This window comes from Enterobacter sp. FB, from assembly GCF_000805795.1.
Classification (GTDB): Bacteria; Pseudomonadota; Gammaproteobacteria; order Enterobacterales; family Enterobacteriaceae; genus Enterobacter; species Enterobacter roggenkampii.
Map to the genome: position 1 here is coordinate 1,198,798 of NZ_JSZC01000013.1, position 15,717 is coordinate 1,214,514.

Here is a 15,717-nt window from a genome sequence, read left to right on the forward strand (position 1 = left end):
CGATAATACAAACCGTAGAATAAACCACGGTCACGCCATTCACCCGTTACACCTTCTCGATCTGTACCAGATTGGTGTGCTGCGGGTTGCCTTTGGCCAGCGGTGACGGGCGGTGCGTGGTCAGGGTGTTGATGCATGAGCCGTGGTCGACACGATCGCCACTCATATTGGCGTCGTGCCAGGCCCCCTGGCCCATAGCGCTGACACCGGGCATGATGCGCGGCGTCACTTTCGCTTCAATTCGTACCTCGCCGCGGTCGTTAAAGACGCGCACCGTATCGCCGTTCTTAATGCCGCGTTTTTCGGCATCGACGGGATTAAGCCAGACCTCCTGGCGGCAGGCGGCTTTCAGCACGTCTACATTACCGTAGCTCGAGTGGGTACGGGCCTTAAAGTGGAAGCCAAACAGCTGCAGCGGGAACCGCGCGCGCTCGGGCGCGTCCCAGCCGTCGAAGGTTGACGCGTAGACGGGCAGCGGGCTGATGGTCTCATCTTTTTCCAGCTCCCAGGTGGCCGCAATCTCCGCCAGCTTGCTGGAGTAAATTTCAATCTTACCCGATGGGGTTTTCAGCGGATTGGCTTCCGGGTTTTCACGGAATTTTTTATAGGCCACAAAATGGCCGTTCGGATCTTTGCGCTTGTAAATGCCCCTTTTTTTCAGCTCGTCATAGGACGGCAGTTTGGGATCTTTTTCGAGCATTTTGGCATACAGATACTGCAGCCACTGTTCCTGCGTCCGTCCTTCGGTGAATTTCTGGTGGATATCCGGCCCGAGGCGTTTCGCCACTTCGCTCATGATCCAGTAGATGGGCTTGCGTTCAAACTTCGGCGCGGTCACGGGCTGAAGGAATATCAGGTAGCCCATGTTGCCCGCATAATCGTTTGGAATGATGTCTTCCTGCTCGACGGTCATCAGGTCCGGCAACACGATATCGGCATACTTCGCTGACGACGTCATGAAGTTATCAATGACGACAATCATTTCGCACTTGCTTTCATCCTGCAGGATATCGTGGGTTTTATTGATATCGGAGTGCTGGTTGATGAGGGTGTTGCCCGCGTAGTTCCAGATGAACTTAATCGGCACGTCCAGCTTATCCTTGCCGCGCACGCCGTCGCGCAGGGCGGTCATCTCCGGCCCACGGGCGATGGCGTCCGTCCAGCTGAAGCAGGAAATTTGCGTTTTGACCGGGTTATCCGGCAGCGGCATACGTTCGATGGTGATGGTGTAGGTGGACTCACGCGCGCCGCTGTTTCCGCCGTTGATCCCGACGTTTCCGGTGAGGATCGGCAGCATCGCGATAGCGCGGGAGGTCAGCTCGCCGTTCGCCTGGCGCTGAGGTCCCCAGCCCTGACAGATATAAGCCGGTTTAGCGGAGCCGATTTCGCGGGCAAGCTTAACGATGCGATCGGCGGGAATACCGGTGATGCGGGAGGCCCACTCCGGCGTTTTCGCCGTGTGGTCATCGCCCTGGCCGAGAATATACGCTTTGTAGTGACCGTTAGCAGGCGCGCCTTCCGGCAGCGTTTTTTCGTCGTAGCCAACGCAGTATTTGTCGAGGAACGGCTGGTCGACCAGGTTTTCGTCGATTAATACCCAGGCAATACCCGCCACCAGCGCGGCATCGGTTCCCGGACGGATCGGGATCCATTCATCTTCGCGTCCTGCTGCCGTGTCGGTGTAGCGCGGGTCGATAACAATCATGCGCGCGTTGGACCGCTCGCGAGCCTGTTCCAGATAGTACGTAATCCCGCCGCCGCTCATGCGCGTTTCCGCCGGGTTATTGCCGAACATGACCACCAGTTTGGTGTTTTCGATGTCCGAGGTACTGTTGCCGTCGTTGCTGCCGTAGGTGTAGGGCATCCCGCAGGCAATTTGCGCCGTGCTGTAGGTGCCGTAGTGGCTCAGGAAGCCGCCGTAGCAGTTCATCAGGCGCGCCACCAGCGAAGCGTAAGGGGAGGAGCGGGTGATATTGCCGCCGACAATCCCGGAAGAGTAGTTGATATACACCGCTTCGTTGCCGTAGTTGGCCACCACGTCTTTCAGGCTGGCGGCGATCGTGTCGAGCGCTTCATCCCACGTGATGCGCTCGAACTTGCCTTCGCCGCGTTTGCCCACGCGCTTCATCGGGTAGTTCAGACGGTCAGGGTGATTGATGCGGCGACGAATAGAACGTCCGCGCAGGCAGGCGCGCACCTGGTGATCGCCATACACATCCTCGCCGGTGTTATCCGTTTCGACCCAGTACACTTCGTTGTCGCGGACGTGCAGACGCAGCGCACAGCGGCTGCCGCAGTTGACCGAGCAGGCGCCCCACACCACGGTATCTTCAGGAGGCTGGACGGCGTGCTTTACCGCAGCGGCAGCGCTTTTAAGGCCAAAGGGAAGCGAGATCCCACCAGCGGCAAGCGCCAGAGAACCTATCGCCGTAGATTTTACGAGAGTTCGACGGCTAATTCCGCCGTCGTAATGTTCAGCATCGGACATGGCTCACCCCATCATTATTATTGCGTATTATTTCTCCCGAAATGATATCCGGGCTAATGATGGGGTGAGTGTTACTTATTTGGGGGTAGTAGATCTTAATCCTTATCAAATCAAAGGGAATTGACGCTCAATTACTGAGGTTCAGCTGCCGCACCGCTGCCTGTGCGGGTGTACAGAATTTTAAAGGTGTCGTTAGCGCAGTGGCCTACGACCTGCGTGCCCGGCTGATCGGCCTGGTCGTTCGGCACAATGTTCAGCGTAAAACCTGACTCAGGCACGCCGTTGTTGACGATCTTCTGCTGAATGTCGCTTTTCACGCGCTCGCAGGAATCCGGTGCCGCCAGCGCGGCCGTTGAGGCACTCATTAACAGCAGGGCGGTAATCCAGGGTAACCGTTTCATCTGTAGCTCCTTTTCTCTGTGTAGAGATTAATTTTAGCAGGCTTCGTGTAAACATCTGTATTTGCTAATATGATTGAGAATAATCTCCCTGTACGGAAATGAATGTGAAGAAATATGCAGCGATAACGCTCCTGGCAGCAACACTGGTGGGGTGCGACAACAGCTCCGCGCCGCTGTCGTTTACGCCCGAGATGGCGAGTTTTTCAAACGAATTTGATTTTGATCCGCTGCGCGGCCCGGTCAAAGACTTTACCCAGACGCTGTTCAACGAGAAGGGCGAAGTCTCTAAACGGGTCACCGGCACCGTCTCGACGGAAGGGTGTTTCGATACGCTGGAGCTACACGACCTGGAGGCCAACACCAGCGTGGCGCTGGTGCTGGATGCCAATTACTATCTTGATGCGGAAACCCAGCAGCGCAAAGTGAAGCTGCAGGGCAAATGCCAGCTGGCCGAACTGCCGTCAGCCGGGGTAACGTGGGATACCGACGACAACGGATTTGTGGTGGCGGCGCACGGTAAAGAGATGGAAGTGAAGTATCGCTACGACGCGGATGGTTACCCGCTGGGCAAAACCACCGTCTCCGGCGATCAGCATCTGTCCGTCCAGTCGACGCCGTCGAAAGACCTGCGCAAAAGAATGGATTACTCGGCAGTCAGCATGTTGAATGACAAGTCGCTGGGCAACGTGACGCAGAGCTGCGACTACGATCGCCACAATAACCCGGTGAGCTGCGATCTGACCATCACGGACGACAGCGTCAAACCCGCCGTTGAGCACAAGTACACCATCAAGAACACGATTGAATATTACTGAGCGTAAAGTGCATTTTGTGCGTTTCGCCGGCGGCGCTACGCTTGCACGGGCCTACAATGAAGCACCCTGTAGGCCGGGTAAGCACAGCGCCACCCGGCAAGAAAGACAGCTCAACGGTTTATGACACGGTTTGTCATCGATCTCACTGCGCGGTAGGTTTCAGCAGGCTGGCGCCTGACGGTTTATGTCCGGCCAGGTGCTGATGCTGGAAAATGCACATGCGGATGGTGTTGCGGTATTCACCGTTGATAAAGAACTCGTGAATCAGCTCACCTTCCACCATAAAGCCCAGCTTGCGATAGATATGGATCGCTTTTTCGTTCTCTTTGTCCACAATCAGGTAAAGCTTGTAGAGATTCAGAACGTTGAATCCGTAATCCATTGCCAGCCTGGCCGCGCGTGACGCAAGGCCTTTTCCCTGATGCTCAGGGGAGATGATGATCTGGAACTCCGCCCGACGGTGAACGTGGTTGATTTCAACCAGCTCCACCAGCCCGGCTTTTTCACCTTCACACTCCACCACAAAACGACGTTCACTCTGATCGTGAATGTGCTTATCGTAGAGATCGGACAGCTCGACAAAGGCCTCATAAGGCTCTTCGAACCAGTAGCGCATCACGCTGGCATTGTTATCGAGCTGGTGGACAAAGCGCAGGTCTTCACGCTCCAGCGGACGGAGTTTAACGTCGCAGGGCGCCGACATTATGGGGCTACCGTGCGGCCAGTGCGGCGATCCAGGCAGCGCAGGGTGTTAGGCTCCCAGTAGGCATTGACGTTTGCACTTTGCTGACACTTATCGCGCGCGTCAAAAGCGACATCTTCTTTGTCCCACTCTTTTTCGGCACGTTTGTTGACCTTCTGGCGAAGGCTACGGGTGTCATTCCATTGTTCTTTGTCCATGGCGGCGTTCTGGCGGCTTTGCGCGCTGTCACCAGACTCAATAATGAGCTTGCTGGTTTCCGCTGTCGCAGAGGCGGCAAAGGCGAACGATGACAGCGCCAGCAGGGCTGTCAGACAAAGGCGTTTGCTTAATGTGGTCATAGCGTTTCCTTTTAAATGGGTGCAGATAATCAAGTTACCCCGTACAGATTCTACACTAAAGCGAAATGACGGCATACCCGCGGAGCGAGTATGGAAAAGTAAAGGGCATCATCAGGTATGATGGTTAAATAAATCCTCACCTGACGTGAAATATGCTTAAAACGACGCTGCTTTTTTTTGCGACTGCGCTGTGTGAAATCATCGGTTGCTTCCTGCCCTGGCTCTGGCTCAAAAAGGGTGGATCCGTATTGTTGCTCATTCCGGCAAGCGTTGCGCTGGCCCTGTTTGTCTGGCTGTTAACGCTGCACCCGGCGGCCAGCGGGCGCGTTTATGCGGCTTACGGCGGCGTCTATGTCTGCACGGCGCTGCTGTGGCTACGCGTGGTGGACGGTGTCAAGCTCAGCGTCTATGACTGGGCCGGCGCGCTGATTGCCCTGTGCGGTATGCTGATTATTGTGGCGGGATGGGGCCGCGCATGAGCCCCCGGTTTTGTGATCGTTAGCTTATTTTACGATCATTATACTTGTATGGTAGTAGGGTTGATGCGTAAATTCCCGGCATCACAACGAACGATGTAAGGAAAGGAATTATGAAGATTGTCGCGGCTGACGTGTTTGTTACCTGCCCGGGGCGGAACTTTGTCACCCTTAAAATCACCACCGATGAGGGGATTGTCGGCCTCGGTGACGCTACGCTAAACGGACGCGAGCTCTCCGTGGCCTCATACCTGAAGGATCACCTTTGCCCCCAGCTCATTGGCCGCGATGCGCACCGCATCGAAGACATCTGGCAGTTCTTCTACAAAGGTGCTTACTGGCGTCGCGGTCCGGTTACCATGTCGGCCATCTCCGCCGTGGATATGGCGCTGTGGGATATCAAAGCCAAAGCGGCCAACATGCCGCTCTACCAGCTGCTGGGCGGCGCCTCCCGGGAAGGGGTGATGGTCTACTGTCACACCACCGGCCACACCATTGACGACGTGCTGGAAGATTACGCCCGTCACAAAGAGATGGGCTTTAAGGCGATCCGCGTGCAGTGCGGCGTGCCGGGCATGAAAACCACCTACGGCATGGCCAAAGGGAAGGGGCTGGCCTACGAGCCTGCGACCAAAGGCGACTGGCCGGAAGAGCAGCTCTGGTCCACCGAAAAATACCTCGACTTCACGCCGAAGCTGTTCGACGCGGTGCGTAATAAATTCGGCTTCAATGAGCATCTTCTGCACGACATGCACCACCGCCTGACGCCCATCGAAGCGGCGCGCTTCGGCAAGAGCATTGAAGCGTTCCGCATGTTCTGGATGGAGGATCCCACCCCTGCGGAAAACCAGGCCTGCTTCCGCCTGATCCGCCAGCACACCGTCACCCCCATTGCGGTAGGCGAAGTGTTTAACAGCATCTGGGACTGCAAGCAGCTCATCGAAGAGCAGCTGATCGACTATATCCGCACCACCATTACCCACGCGGGCGGCATCACCGGGATGCGCCGCATCGCGGACTTCGCGTCGCTCTATCAGGTGCGCACCGGCTCGCACGGTCCATCGGATCTGTCGCCCGTGTGCCATGCCGCGGCGCTGCATTTCGACCTGTGGGTACCGAACTTCGGCGTGCAGGAATATATGGGCTACTCCGAACAGATGCTGGAGGTCTTCCCGCACAGCTGGCGCTTTGATAACGGCTATATGCATCCGGGCGACAAGCCGGGGCTGGGCATCGAGTTTGATGAAAAGCTGGCGGCGAAATACCAGTACGATCCGGCCTATCTGCCGGTGGCCCGTCTTGAAGACGGCACGCTGTGGAACTGGTAAGCGAGGAGCAAACGATGAAAAGCGTAGTGATTCAACAGCCGAACGAACTGGTAATTGAAGAGCGTCAACTCCCGATACCTGGCGCAGGTGACGTCCGCGTCAGTATCAAGCTTGCCGGGATCTGCGGGTCGGATAGCCACATCTACCGCGGCCATAACCCGTTTGCGAAGTATCCGCGCGTCATCGGCCATGAGTTTTTTGGCGTGATTGACGCCGTGGGCGAGGGCGTTGACAGCGCGCGCCTGGGCCAGCGCGTTTCGGTCGATCCGGTAATCAGCTGCGGGCACTGCTACCCGTGCTCCGTGGGAAAACCGAACGTCTGCACCTCGCTGGTGGTGCTGGGCGTTCACCGTGACGGCGGCTTTAGCGAATATGCGGTCGTGCCCGCACAAAACGCCTGGCCCATTCCGGATGACATTCCTGATAAGCACGCCGTCATGGTTGAGCCCTTCACCATTGCCGCCAACGTAACGGGGCAGGCGAAACCGACTGAACAGGACGTCGCGCTGATATATGGCGCCGGGCCGATGGGGCTGGTTACGGTTCAGGCCCTGAAAGGCGTCTATCAGGTGAAGCAGGTTATCGTGGTTGATCGCATAGACGAGCGTCTGGCGATGGCCCGGCGCAGCGGCGCGGATTGGGTCTTTAATAACGGCGAGCAGTCGCTGCAGGCCGCGCTGGAGGAAAAAGGCATCAAACCGACGTTAATCATTGATGCCGCCTGCCATCCCTCCATTTTGCAGGAAGCGATAACCCTGGCCTCACCGGCGGCGCGCATCGTGCTGATGGGGTTCTCCAGCGAGCCGAGCCAGATTGTTCAGCAGGGCATCACCGGCAAAGAGCTGGCGATCTTCTCCTCGCGCCTGAACGCCAACAAATTCCCGGTCGTTATCGACTGGCTGAAGAGGGGGCTGATCGACCCGGAAAAACTGATCACCCATACCTTTGACTATCACCACGTTAAAGACGCTATTGAACTGTTTGAGAAAGACCAGCGGCAGTGCTGCAAAGTTTTGCTCACGTTCGGCCAATAATCATTTACGCGGTTAAGCGCCTGCGCAGACAGGCGCTATGTGGTACGCATCTTACCTTTCAGAGATAGCCATTATGACGCAAGTACAACCTCAAAGAACCACATCCGATCTGGTGAAAGCCGCCGTTTCCGGCTGGCTGGGCACCGCCCTGGAGTTTATGGATTTCAAGTTTTATCAGGATTAACGTACTGAAACAGAAGGGAATTACACGGCTCTTAATGTTGCATGGGGCACTGATGGGGCAAACTCACTCAATTTTGAGTTCAGGAGCGCTACCTGAGCATCGTTATTTTCTGACATCCATTTTCCGTAAACCTGGAAAACCATCTGCGCATCAGCGTGACCCATCTGCGAAGCAATGAATGCAGGGTTAGCTCCAGCCGTCAATGACCAGCAAGCATAAGTGTGACGTGACTGATATGATTTCCTGTGACGAATTCCTGCGCGCTTTACTGCCGTATCCCATATCTGCCTTACTGAATCGACCGTGAAGTGATCCCCACATAAACCCGTTCTTGAAGTTACGGATGGGAGAAAGACAAAAGTGCATTTGTGCTTCTCTTTTTTACCGTACTCTCGCAGGTGAACGTCAATCATGTGCTCTTTGCCAAGCCTGGTGATTTCAAGCTGGCTCTTCAGCGCTTCGATTGCAGGTTCGATCAGGTGTATTACCCTGTTTGTTCCGGCCTGAGTCTTGGGTACGGTAAATTTATCCTGCGCCAGATTCCTCCTTATCATCATCGTTCCCGCCTTAAGGTCGATATCCTCCCACCCCAAAGCGCACAGCTCACCAGGGCGGATTCCTGTGTAGACAGAAAGAGACCACATGTTTTTTGCTTGCTGGCTGCGACAAGCTTCAATGAGCCTGACAAACTCCTCCCTGGATAGCGGGTCAGGTACGACTCTCGACTCTCTTAGTGGCGATATTCCCTTAAATGGTGTGTCATCGAGATAACCGTTTTCAACGCCAAACTGAAAGATGGCGAAAAGGTTAGTCATGTAGTTATTGACCGTCACCGCAGAACGCCCGGGCTCAGTCACTACATACTGCGTCTTTGGGAGCTGATAACCGGTCAGCAATTCCTTCCTTACCTCAAGAATCCTTTCTTTACTTATCGACGATGCGATCGTCTTCTCACCGAGAATGAGAAGAACGTTTTTGATTATCGTCCGGTATGTCTTTATCGACGTCGATGCGACATCAGTCTCTTTAAGAGATAAATACTTTTCTGCAAGCTCTCCTATGGTTAGCGCCTTGCTCACCTCACCAAATCGCTGAAGGTTAGGGGAGTTTGGAAACTGTGATGCATAGTTGAAAGTTCCCGTCTTTACTGCGTAGACAATGCTTGTACGCAGCTCTCCGGCAATCTTCCTGTTCTTCGCTGTATCAGGTACACCAAGACTTTCCCTTACCCTGACACCGTTATAGATAAACCACAGGCGCAGCGTGCCCCCGTGGTTTTCAACCCCGGTTGGATACTTCATGCATCTTCCTCTTTGGTTAATCGAAGGGGTATTTAAGCAGATTTCTTGCGGGGAATCGCGGGCTGCTGACGTTCAACCCATTTGTCGACTTCGTGACGGTTGTAAAGGATAGGGGAGTTATCTTTTGGCTGGCAGTCGCATGAGTAATGGCGGTACTCTTTACCCTCCATCCATGACGTTTCTCTGGCTAATCTTATCGCGTTCTTGGTAAGACCGGTAATCGCCATCAGAACCTTCTCTGATACCCACTTATTGGGCACAAGCTGAATCATATCGCTCATTGATTTCTCCATTGCGGAAAAGGTGATAAGCCTCATCGAGTGTGAGGCTGTGATTCCATGGTTACTCCGATAGTTTGAATCGCTTCTGAAATTCCTTCCTTGTTGCACAATACTCTAGATAGCTTCCGTTGAATTTAATCATCGGGAAGTCAGCAAACAGAACGTGGTCAAGCCCAATGGCAGTAACGATGAACTTAGAATTGTCACCATCAATATTCTGTGACTCATAAACGTAGCCACCTTCAATTTTGATTTCTTCACTGACTGACATTATCTATCTCCAATAAAAAACCGCCATTGCGGCGGTCTAGTCGATGCGGATGCCAGCTACTTCTCCGGCTGCAATCTTGTCGTAAAGCTCATACCAGGCATAGCCAATGAGCCGTCCATCACTCATTTTCTCTCCATATTCAAATCTGCCAACAGTTGGGTCTGCACGAGCAAGTGAAAGAACACCGATTTCTCTCTTCTTGTCTGCTTCGGATCTAATAGGAGTGATTGACCAATGCTTTGTCATGAGTACGCTTTCGACTGGAACATGATGTTGCTCGTTGGTCTTATAGGTATGAAGGATTGTGTACTCACCAGAATAAAGGATTTTACCTAGCAACTTCTCTTGTCCTTCACTTGGGAATTGGTTGCAGATGCATTGCACTTCTGCTCCAACAGGAGGCACACCTTCTCCATCCCAGTCTGGCTTGCTGGCTGCAAGTGCGGATTCGTATTGCTCGCGGGTGACAGATCTGTGCACATCCTCAGCAACGATACCCAATACCATGTCCACAGGACTAACAATGCATCCCTGAACTCCAACAAGATGACCCTTGGCGTTTTGATATATGCTGTCAGCACCAATGGGCCAGCCGCCAAGCTTCGGCAATTCCCTCACCAAAATATCAATTAGTTTCACATCAATCTCCTTAAGCTAATTTCTTATACACGCGAGGCTCATCAACAGTAGCCGCGCGAAGTTCGTGTTCGTGATGCACCGAGTAGTTGCCGTCATCCCATTTGCACCAGTATTTCGGATGGTCGCTATCCGGTTCAATCTGGCTCTCAACCATCCCTTTGATGCCTCCAGACTTAAGCTGCACTAACGCGCCCACAGCAAATTTAGCCATAACAAGCCCTCTGATTGATGTGCGAGTGAAGAGATAGCGCTCAGAGCCATAATTCCGACTATGAGCCAGATAATTGGATTGGCGTGCATGGTGACTCCGGATAAAGAAAAACCCGCTGGGTGCTGGTTTTTTATGCGTCGAATGGGTTAGGCATCGCTGCCACCATCTTTACGGTATGCATGACCAGGTGCTAAGCAGTGAGTTTTGTTGGCGTTAAATTTCCAGCCTCTTTTTTTCGCTGCCCTAAAACACATCGTTGAGTTGCTACCAACAAACTGCTTATATCCCTGCGCCTCAGTGCGATAATCTGGATTTCCCATGTATTGTTGGCAGTCCAAGCAGTCGCATGTGAGGTCGAGCGTATATCCACCGGTAACCATCACGCCTCCTGCTGCGGTGCTGCTGGCAGTGGCATCCAGTGGGTGACAGGTTGCTCAAAATCAAGGTCGCACCAGGACAAACCATCCCAGAAAGCAACAGCATGATGAAACCAGGTTCCAGTAACGAGCACGCTTACCAGGTTTTCTGGCATCCGCTCACTGCAAGCCACCCAACCATCCGGAATAACCGGAGAGTTACCTGGCTTAACATATCCGCTGTGCGCGTCAGCGTCATAATCCAAAATTCTTGGGCGCTCACTTTTCTCACCGATGAGGTAACGGACGCGATCTGCGGCATAAAGTACGCGGCCTGGATATTCAGAACGGTCAATGGTGAACCCATCCATGCAGCGACCTTCGCCCTTGCGATGCAGAATTGCTGTCCAGTTAGCCTTACCATTACTTTCTGGCATTGAGCCATACCAGACAGTTAACTCAGGCTTGCCATCGGCTAATTTCTTGTTCAGCTCCAGCGCCACCATAGCGATGGTCGATGTTGTTGGTGAATGCATGTGTGGATTGCTTGCGACAGCCTCCAACCACACGACATCGTTGAAGCGGTCAAAGTCGAAATCATCTGGCAACTTGTTAGCCGTCGTTACAGGTTCGGTACCCTGAAGCATGGCGGCGCGGCATGCGTCATACGCTTCTTTCATAGCATCACGCACCCATCCGACAGGTTTCTGCTCAGTCAGCTCACACCATTTCTCGAATGTGGGCACAGATACCGGCGCTGGCGGGGCGGCATACACTGGAAACGCAGGTGAACCATCGCAGGACTTGTCACCCGGCTTAGCTTCAACAACGTATTCCTCGCAGTCATCAGGAGCACGGAACCCTTGATGCCAAGTGAGATAGCACACAGGCTCCGCTTCGAGCGATGCCAGCGCGATTATGAACGCCTGTAGTGTATTGCTGTCAGTGATGCCAACCGCCTTGATTGCAGAAATCTGACTCTCCAGCCATTCTTTGGTAATAGTTCTCATGGGTTATTCCTCATGCTTGAGCATTAACTGCGCCACATCTTCGGGTTGAGGATGGCGGTAGTTAAGTAACTCACCAGGCATCTTCATTAGCTTACCTTCACTATTAATGGCTTGAACTCGGCAACCTTTCACCCCAAACGCAGATGTATCAATGGTTTCGTCGTATTGATTAAGCAGTTCAGCCATTCTCTCTTGCCATTCCTTCGGCATTTGCATCATTGCTACGCGAGGCATTACCAGAAACGCGGCATATGAAAGACCGAACCACAGATGCAAATCTTTACGCTGATCGTAATTTTGGTTTTTCATTTCAATCTCCTTTACCGGCTGCGGCGATCATCTTGATTCCATGCTTGGATAGCTCTTTGTTTACAGAATCAATATGGCAATAAGCGCCACTTTTGAACGTAGAGCCTTGCTTGAAGTCGAAGAACGAATATGGCGGCATATTGATTTCACGCGACTCCAGCTCTGCTATGCGCTGGCGCAGACCTTCAATTTCACCACTCCTGTTTAACAGCTCACGAGCCATACGCTCGTTTTCGGTTTCTTTGGCTTTCAGCTCATCCAGCAGCGCCAGTACATCAGGATCACTTTCATCTGGGACTGTCACACGAGAACGAGCATAATGGTCGTCTGCGAAGTCTCGACCCTCAGCAAACTTGTATCCTTCGCCATCCTTGTCAATGCGGCCAGTGCATCCGTATACGACACTTCCAGCACCGGCACGCTGGATTGTCATGACAGACCCGCAGATATGGCACTTCGGAGTGAGCTTCTCAGAGTAGCGCTCACGCAGCGCCTGTTTGTCGATGTTGCTCATTGGGCGTTACCTCCATCATTCGCAAACTCACCATGAATCTCTGCCCGAGCTTTTTTGATCGCTTCAGCAGCATCCTGCTTATCAGAAAAGGAGCCAACGTTGATGTGCTTGCCTTCATACGTAATTGAGGCCTTCCATTTGTTAGATTTCCGGCACCATGAAACGCCCTTTATTCCGGAAGTATTGGTGGACTGTATCTTCCTGTTAAGCGCGTTTTGCCTTAAAGAGACAATACGGAGATTGGAGATCCTGTTGTCTTTCCTGTCACCATTAATGTGGTCCATTATTCCTTCTGGAAACTCTCCATATACGTATAGCCATGCGAGCCTATGAGAAAGATAAACAACGCCGTCAACGCAAAACCGCAGGTAGCCATGTGAGTTAGTTGTTCCGGCGATATCGCCTTTAATGGCTCTGCTGGATGTAGACTTTATTCTTGTGAAGACGCCTGTATAACTGTTGTAGTGAAATAACTCCTTAAGCCGAGATTGAGTTAGCGTCATTTCTTCGCCCTCTGGTTTAACCACGCTGTCAGGAATTTGTTCTCGTTCACGCTTGGGAATGATTGACGCTTCAGCATTTCTTCGCGTGGATATCGTTGATGGGTTTGAAGCGGTGTCCTGCGATAAGCTCTTGAGGTGTTACGAATGGGTCATAGTAATTTCCGATCATGATGAATTCCTCATGTTCATGTCTCGCTTGCGAAGCCTTGTAACTCTTGACCTGACAGCCGTGTAACCTCTGCCCATCATTTCGGCGATGTCCTTTTGCAGGTAGCCCTGGCGATAAAGAGCGGCTAGCGTCTCTTCGTCTTGCGGACTCCAGAGTTGCTTGGTGCAGGCTGTGGATAACGAATACTTCTGAGCGAGGTAATAGAATTGGGCTAACGTAAGTCCGAGATGGTCAGCTGCGCGGGGCGCGACCATACGGCCGCACACCGCCTTCATTTCTTCAGGAGTGACGTTTAGTTTTCGCATTGGGATAAATTAGGAGTTAGCTAAATCCGCCTTGCGCAGATTGTGGATTTCATCGAGTTTAGCGAGAAGTTCATTGTTGCTTCCGATAACTCCCTTCGTGCGGTTATATGCAACCTCAAGCTTTGTAGCATCCATGCTAAATGCGTTATCAGAGAACCACTTCAGGGCTGTTTCAGGTGTTGCCTGTGGCTTTACTTCTAGCTTGCGTACTCGGTGCTCCTGCCGCTTACCGCGAGATACTGACAGCATCATTGAGAAATCAGCCTCAACGTCGCTCATCGCATGAATCTTGATACCGCCCACAGCTACGCCACCGAATCGCACAGAAGCGTCACCAACGAGCGTAAGAGAGCGACCAACCCATGAGTGACCATCTGCCCCCCAACCGCCAATTAACACGCGACGCATTGATTTGGATGGCTTGTATGGGCGTCCGTCGAAACCTTCCAGGTCTATGAAAACTGGCTGCTCGGAATTACCAGCTCGAACAGCTTTAATGACTGCAGTAATGCTTTGAGTCTGAACATCTTCAAAGTTGAGCTGATCGGACTTTGGAATGATTGTGCGTGAAAGGTCCATTAGAGAATTACCTCGTCATCGTATTCGTTATCAAGCAAATATGCCGGAACGTTAATTTCGTTGGATGGAAGCACGATTCCTTCGTACTTCATGGATTCGTTTTCTTTACAGGCTACGAGCTTGTCTAATGCTGCGAACATTTCGCGATATCCAAGCTCCAGCGATTCCTCGCCGATGTAGTACATGCAGTTGCGATATGGCGGAGAGTTCTCGATAGCGAAGAAGGCGAACTGGTTATATTCGATACCAGTTGCGAGCTTGAGAACGTAGAGATAAAAGGCTGCCTGAATGTGGTATTTGTAATGACCGAAAGCATTGCTAAATCCGCGCTCTGACGCGTCTCTGCAGCTCTTAACGTCAAGAGGGTAGGGGAGAGTGTCAGACAGCCTATCAAAGCGGCATTTAAGCATCAGGCCTGTTTCTGGACACTCTGCAAACATAGATACTTCTGAGTCACCTTTGGTGTTCATGTAGTCCATAAAGTCATCGTTCATCCTTGATGACCAAGCCATCCTACTAACAGTGTCGACCTCGCTCCCTATGAGGATATATTCAGGAGCTAATTTGGATGCGAGCTCCTTGTACTCTTTAGAGCTCCTTGAACTTATATCCTGGCGCAGCGTGTATTGCTTATCGTACAAATCAGGTTCAAGCAGCGCCGCATGAATCGCACTTCCAATGTGCGCCGATTTATTGCCGGTGAATTTGTTAAAGTAGTGGTTTGCAGGACTAACGCTGATTGCCTTGACTGTCGTTGAGCCTATAGCATCGTCAGCGTGATAGTCCTCGTTCGGCATTCCGTAATAGACACCAGGTTTCATGCTGCATCCTCGAAAGTATGACGGCGCAGGAATATGCCAATCGCATACTCAACCTCTATGCGCGGTCTGAATATGTCCCACATAACCTCGCCAGCGAATTCCTGATAATTGCAGTCGTCTTCGCCAAGCCACTCAACAGCAGCCTTCGTGTGGTCGTCTGGTTTATGTGATTCCAGCATGTTGAGCACCGGACGCATGTTTGCGCACAGCATCTCAACCTGCTTATCAATCGCTGCATTATCCTCATCGTTAAAGCTCGCGATGATTTGCTTAATCTCTGTTTTGTCTGTCATCGTCAGGCGCATGGTTATTCTCCTCACGCGGAACCGGAAATACGTCTTTAAGGAGCTGATATAACTCCTCGTCACTCCATCTCTGCTCAGCACCTGTCACGGCTGCACCTTTTGATTCAGGAATTCAACCAGACGCTCCAGCAAGCTCTTAACGCGAGGCTGCTTGAAGTCTGCGCCGGTAATGATGTTCTGGCGTGAATGCTGGACGGATAAGATAGGGTCGAAAGGGCGAACCGATGCCGCCCCTGCAATAGCGAACTGTTGCATGGTGTGCTCCTTTTAAATTGATTGGCATAGCGAAAACACCTCGAATGAAGTGCTATGGATATGCGGTTAAAAAAATGCCCGACATAAGCCGGGCGAAGATGACAACAAGGGGGTATTAATC

23 protein-coding genes are annotated in these 15,717 nt (G+C 52.5%); 4 read left to right on the forward strand and 19 right to left on the reverse strand.

Going from position 1 to position 15,717, the window contains the following annotated elements:
* Window positions 1-46: 46 nt before the first annotated feature.
* Entirely contained in the window at window positions 47-2,488 is a 2,442-nt protein-coding gene (ynfE, locus tag PI91_RS12620) for a selenate/tellurate reductase subunit YnfE (protein ID WP_039266244.1), read from the reverse strand.
* 131 nt (window positions 2,489-2,619) lie between these two features.
* Entirely contained in the window at window positions 2,620-2,889 is a 270-nt protein-coding gene (locus PI91_RS12625; protein ID WP_021241220.1) for a DUF1161 domain-containing protein, read from the reverse strand.
* Between the two features lie 98 nt (window positions 2,890-2,987).
* Here PI91_RS12625 and PI91_RS12630 point away from each other — a divergent pair, with 98 nt between their 5' ends.
* The gene (locus PI91_RS12630) at window positions 2,988-3,704 is read left to right on the forward strand and encodes a YnfC family lipoprotein (protein WP_039266245.1); all 717 of its coding nucleotides are present in this window, start codon (window positions 2,988-2,990) and stop codon (window positions 3,702-3,704) included.
* 142 nt (window positions 3,705-3,846) lie between these two features.
* Here PI91_RS12630 and speG read toward each other — a convergent pair whose 3' ends face one another.
* Together speG and PI91_RS12640 are read right to left on the reverse strand one after the other, a co-directional pair.
* On the reverse strand, window positions 3,847-4,407 hold the full coding sequence (gene speG / locus PI91_RS12635; protein WP_008502415.1) for a spermidine N1-acetyltransferase: 561 nt from the start codon (window positions 4,405-4,407) through the stop codon (window positions 3,847-3,849).
* The gene (locus PI91_RS12640) at window positions 4,407-4,745 is read right to left on the reverse strand and encodes a DUF1283 family protein (RefSeq protein WP_008502414.1); all 339 of its coding nucleotides are present in this window, start codon (window positions 4,743-4,745) and stop codon (window positions 4,407-4,409) included. The genes speG and PI91_RS12640 overlap by 1 nt, the downstream gene beginning before the upstream one ends.
* 152 nt (window positions 4,746-4,897) lie before the next feature.
* Between PI91_RS12640 and PI91_RS12645 the strand changes: the two genes are divergently transcribed.
* The 3 genes from PI91_RS12645 to PI91_RS12655 all read left to right on the forward strand — a co-directional run bounded on the left by PI91_RS12645 (window position 4,898) and on the right by PI91_RS12655 (window position 7,583).
* A complete protein-coding gene (locus PI91_RS12645; RefSeq protein WP_008502413.1) occupies window positions 4,898-5,224 on the forward strand; it encodes a YnfA family protein in 327 nt (108 codons plus the stop codon).
* Window positions 5,225-5,334: 110 nt separating this feature from the next.
* Window positions 5,335-6,549, forward strand: coding sequence for a D-mannonate dehydratase ManD (manD, locus tag PI91_RS12650; RefSeq protein WP_039266246.1), 1,215 nt, complete (start codon window positions 5,335-5,337; stop codon window positions 6,547-6,549).
* Between the two features lie 14 nt (window positions 6,550-6,563).
* On the forward strand, window positions 6,564-7,583 hold the full coding sequence (locus PI91_RS12655; RefSeq protein WP_039266247.1) for a Zn-dependent oxidoreductase: 1,020 nt from the start codon (window positions 6,564-6,566) through the stop codon (window positions 7,581-7,583).
* A gap of 204 nt (window positions 7,584-7,787) precedes the next feature.
* On the opposite strand, the gene PI91_RS12660 is transcribed toward PI91_RS12655, so the two are convergent.
* The 15 genes from PI91_RS12660 to PI91_RS26155 all read right to left on the reverse strand — a co-directional run bounded on the left by PI91_RS12660 (window position 7,788) and on the right by PI91_RS26155 (window position 15,596).
* The gene (locus tag PI91_RS12660) at window positions 7,788-9,068 is read right to left on the reverse strand and encodes a site-specific integrase (protein ID WP_039266248.1); all 1,281 of its coding nucleotides are present in this window, start codon (window positions 9,066-9,068) and stop codon (window positions 7,788-7,790) included.
* A 32-nt stretch (window positions 9,069-9,100) separates the two neighbouring features.
* Window positions 9,101-9,349 (reverse strand): excisionase family protein, encoded by a 249-nt coding sequence (gene xisR / locus PI91_RS12665; RefSeq protein ID WP_031274995.1) that lies wholly within the window; start codon window positions 9,347-9,349, stop codon window positions 9,101-9,103.
* A gap of 61 nt (window positions 9,350-9,410) precedes the next feature.
* Complete coding sequence (locus tag PI91_RS12670) at window positions 9,411-9,620, reverse strand: hypothetical protein (RefSeq protein ID WP_039266249.1); 210 nt, start codon at window positions 9,618-9,620, stop codon at window positions 9,411-9,413.
* A 36-nt stretch (window positions 9,621-9,656) separates the two neighbouring features.
* Window positions 9,657-10,259, reverse strand: coding sequence for a hypothetical protein (locus PI91_RS24160; protein WP_052232721.1), 603 nt, complete (start codon window positions 10,257-10,259; stop codon window positions 9,657-9,659).
* 10 nt (window positions 10,260-10,269) lie between these two features.
* Complete coding sequence (locus PI91_RS12680; RefSeq protein WP_039266250.1) at window positions 10,270-10,470, reverse strand: hypothetical protein; 201 nt, start codon at window positions 10,468-10,470, stop codon at window positions 10,270-10,272.
* A gap of 146 nt (window positions 10,471-10,616) precedes the next feature.
* Window positions 10,617-10,850 carry a hypothetical protein gene (locus PI91_RS12685; RefSeq protein ID WP_039266251.1) on the reverse strand — a complete coding sequence of 78 codons (234 nt, stop codon included), beginning with the start codon at window positions 10,848-10,850 and terminating at the stop codon, window positions 10,617-10,619.
* Window positions 10,850-11,836, reverse strand: a complete 987-nt coding sequence (locus PI91_RS26420) for a DUF551 domain-containing protein (RefSeq protein ID WP_052232722.1) — start codon at window positions 11,834-11,836, stop codon at window positions 10,850-10,852. The genes PI91_RS12685 and PI91_RS26420 overlap by 1 nt, the downstream gene beginning before the upstream one ends.
* A gap of 3 nt (window positions 11,837-11,839) precedes the next feature.
* Window positions 11,840-12,145 (reverse strand): hypothetical protein, encoded by a 306-nt coding sequence (locus tag PI91_RS12695; RefSeq protein WP_039266252.1) that lies wholly within the window; start codon window positions 12,143-12,145, stop codon window positions 11,840-11,842.
* Between the two features lies 1 nt (window position 12,146).
* Window positions 12,147-12,659, reverse strand: a complete 513-nt coding sequence (locus tag PI91_RS24170; RefSeq protein ID WP_052232723.1) for an ead/Ea22-like family protein — start codon at window positions 12,657-12,659, stop codon at window positions 12,147-12,149.
* The gene (locus PI91_RS24720) at window positions 12,656-13,162 is read right to left on the reverse strand and encodes an HNH endonuclease (protein ID WP_039266253.1); all 507 of its coding nucleotides are present in this window, start codon (window positions 13,160-13,162) and stop codon (window positions 12,656-12,658) included. The genes PI91_RS24170 and PI91_RS24720 overlap by 4 nt, the downstream gene beginning before the upstream one ends.
* Window positions 13,159-13,239 carry a DUF2737 family protein gene (locus PI91_RS26625; RefSeq protein WP_369804039.1) on the reverse strand — a complete coding sequence of 27 codons (81 nt, stop codon included), beginning with the start codon at window positions 13,237-13,239 and terminating at the stop codon, window positions 13,159-13,161. The genes PI91_RS24720 and PI91_RS26625 overlap by 4 nt, the downstream gene beginning before the upstream one ends.
* 406 nt (window positions 13,240-13,645) lie before the next feature.
* Window positions 13,646-14,215 (reverse strand): hypothetical protein, encoded by a 570-nt coding sequence (locus PI91_RS12715; protein WP_039266255.1) that lies wholly within the window; start codon window positions 14,213-14,215, stop codon window positions 13,646-13,648.
* The gene (locus PI91_RS12720; RefSeq protein WP_039266256.1) at window positions 14,215-15,036 is read right to left on the reverse strand and encodes a PD-(D/E)XK nuclease-like domain-containing protein; all 822 of its coding nucleotides are present in this window, start codon (window positions 15,034-15,036) and stop codon (window positions 14,215-14,217) included. The genes PI91_RS12715 and PI91_RS12720 overlap by 1 nt, the downstream gene beginning before the upstream one ends.
* Window positions 15,033-15,341 carry a hypothetical protein gene (locus PI91_RS12725; RefSeq protein ID WP_039266257.1) on the reverse strand — a complete coding sequence of 103 codons (309 nt, stop codon included), beginning with the start codon at window positions 15,339-15,341 and terminating at the stop codon, window positions 15,033-15,035. Before PI91_RS12725 ends, PI91_RS12720 begins: the two co-directional genes overlap by 4 nt.
* Window positions 15,342-15,425: 84 nt before the next feature.
* Window positions 15,426-15,596: a hypothetical protein gene (locus PI91_RS26155; RefSeq protein WP_172621903.1), complete on the reverse strand. Its 171-nt coding sequence runs from the start codon at window positions 15,594-15,596 to the stop codon at window positions 15,426-15,428.
* Window positions 15,597-15,717 lie beyond the last annotated feature (121 nt).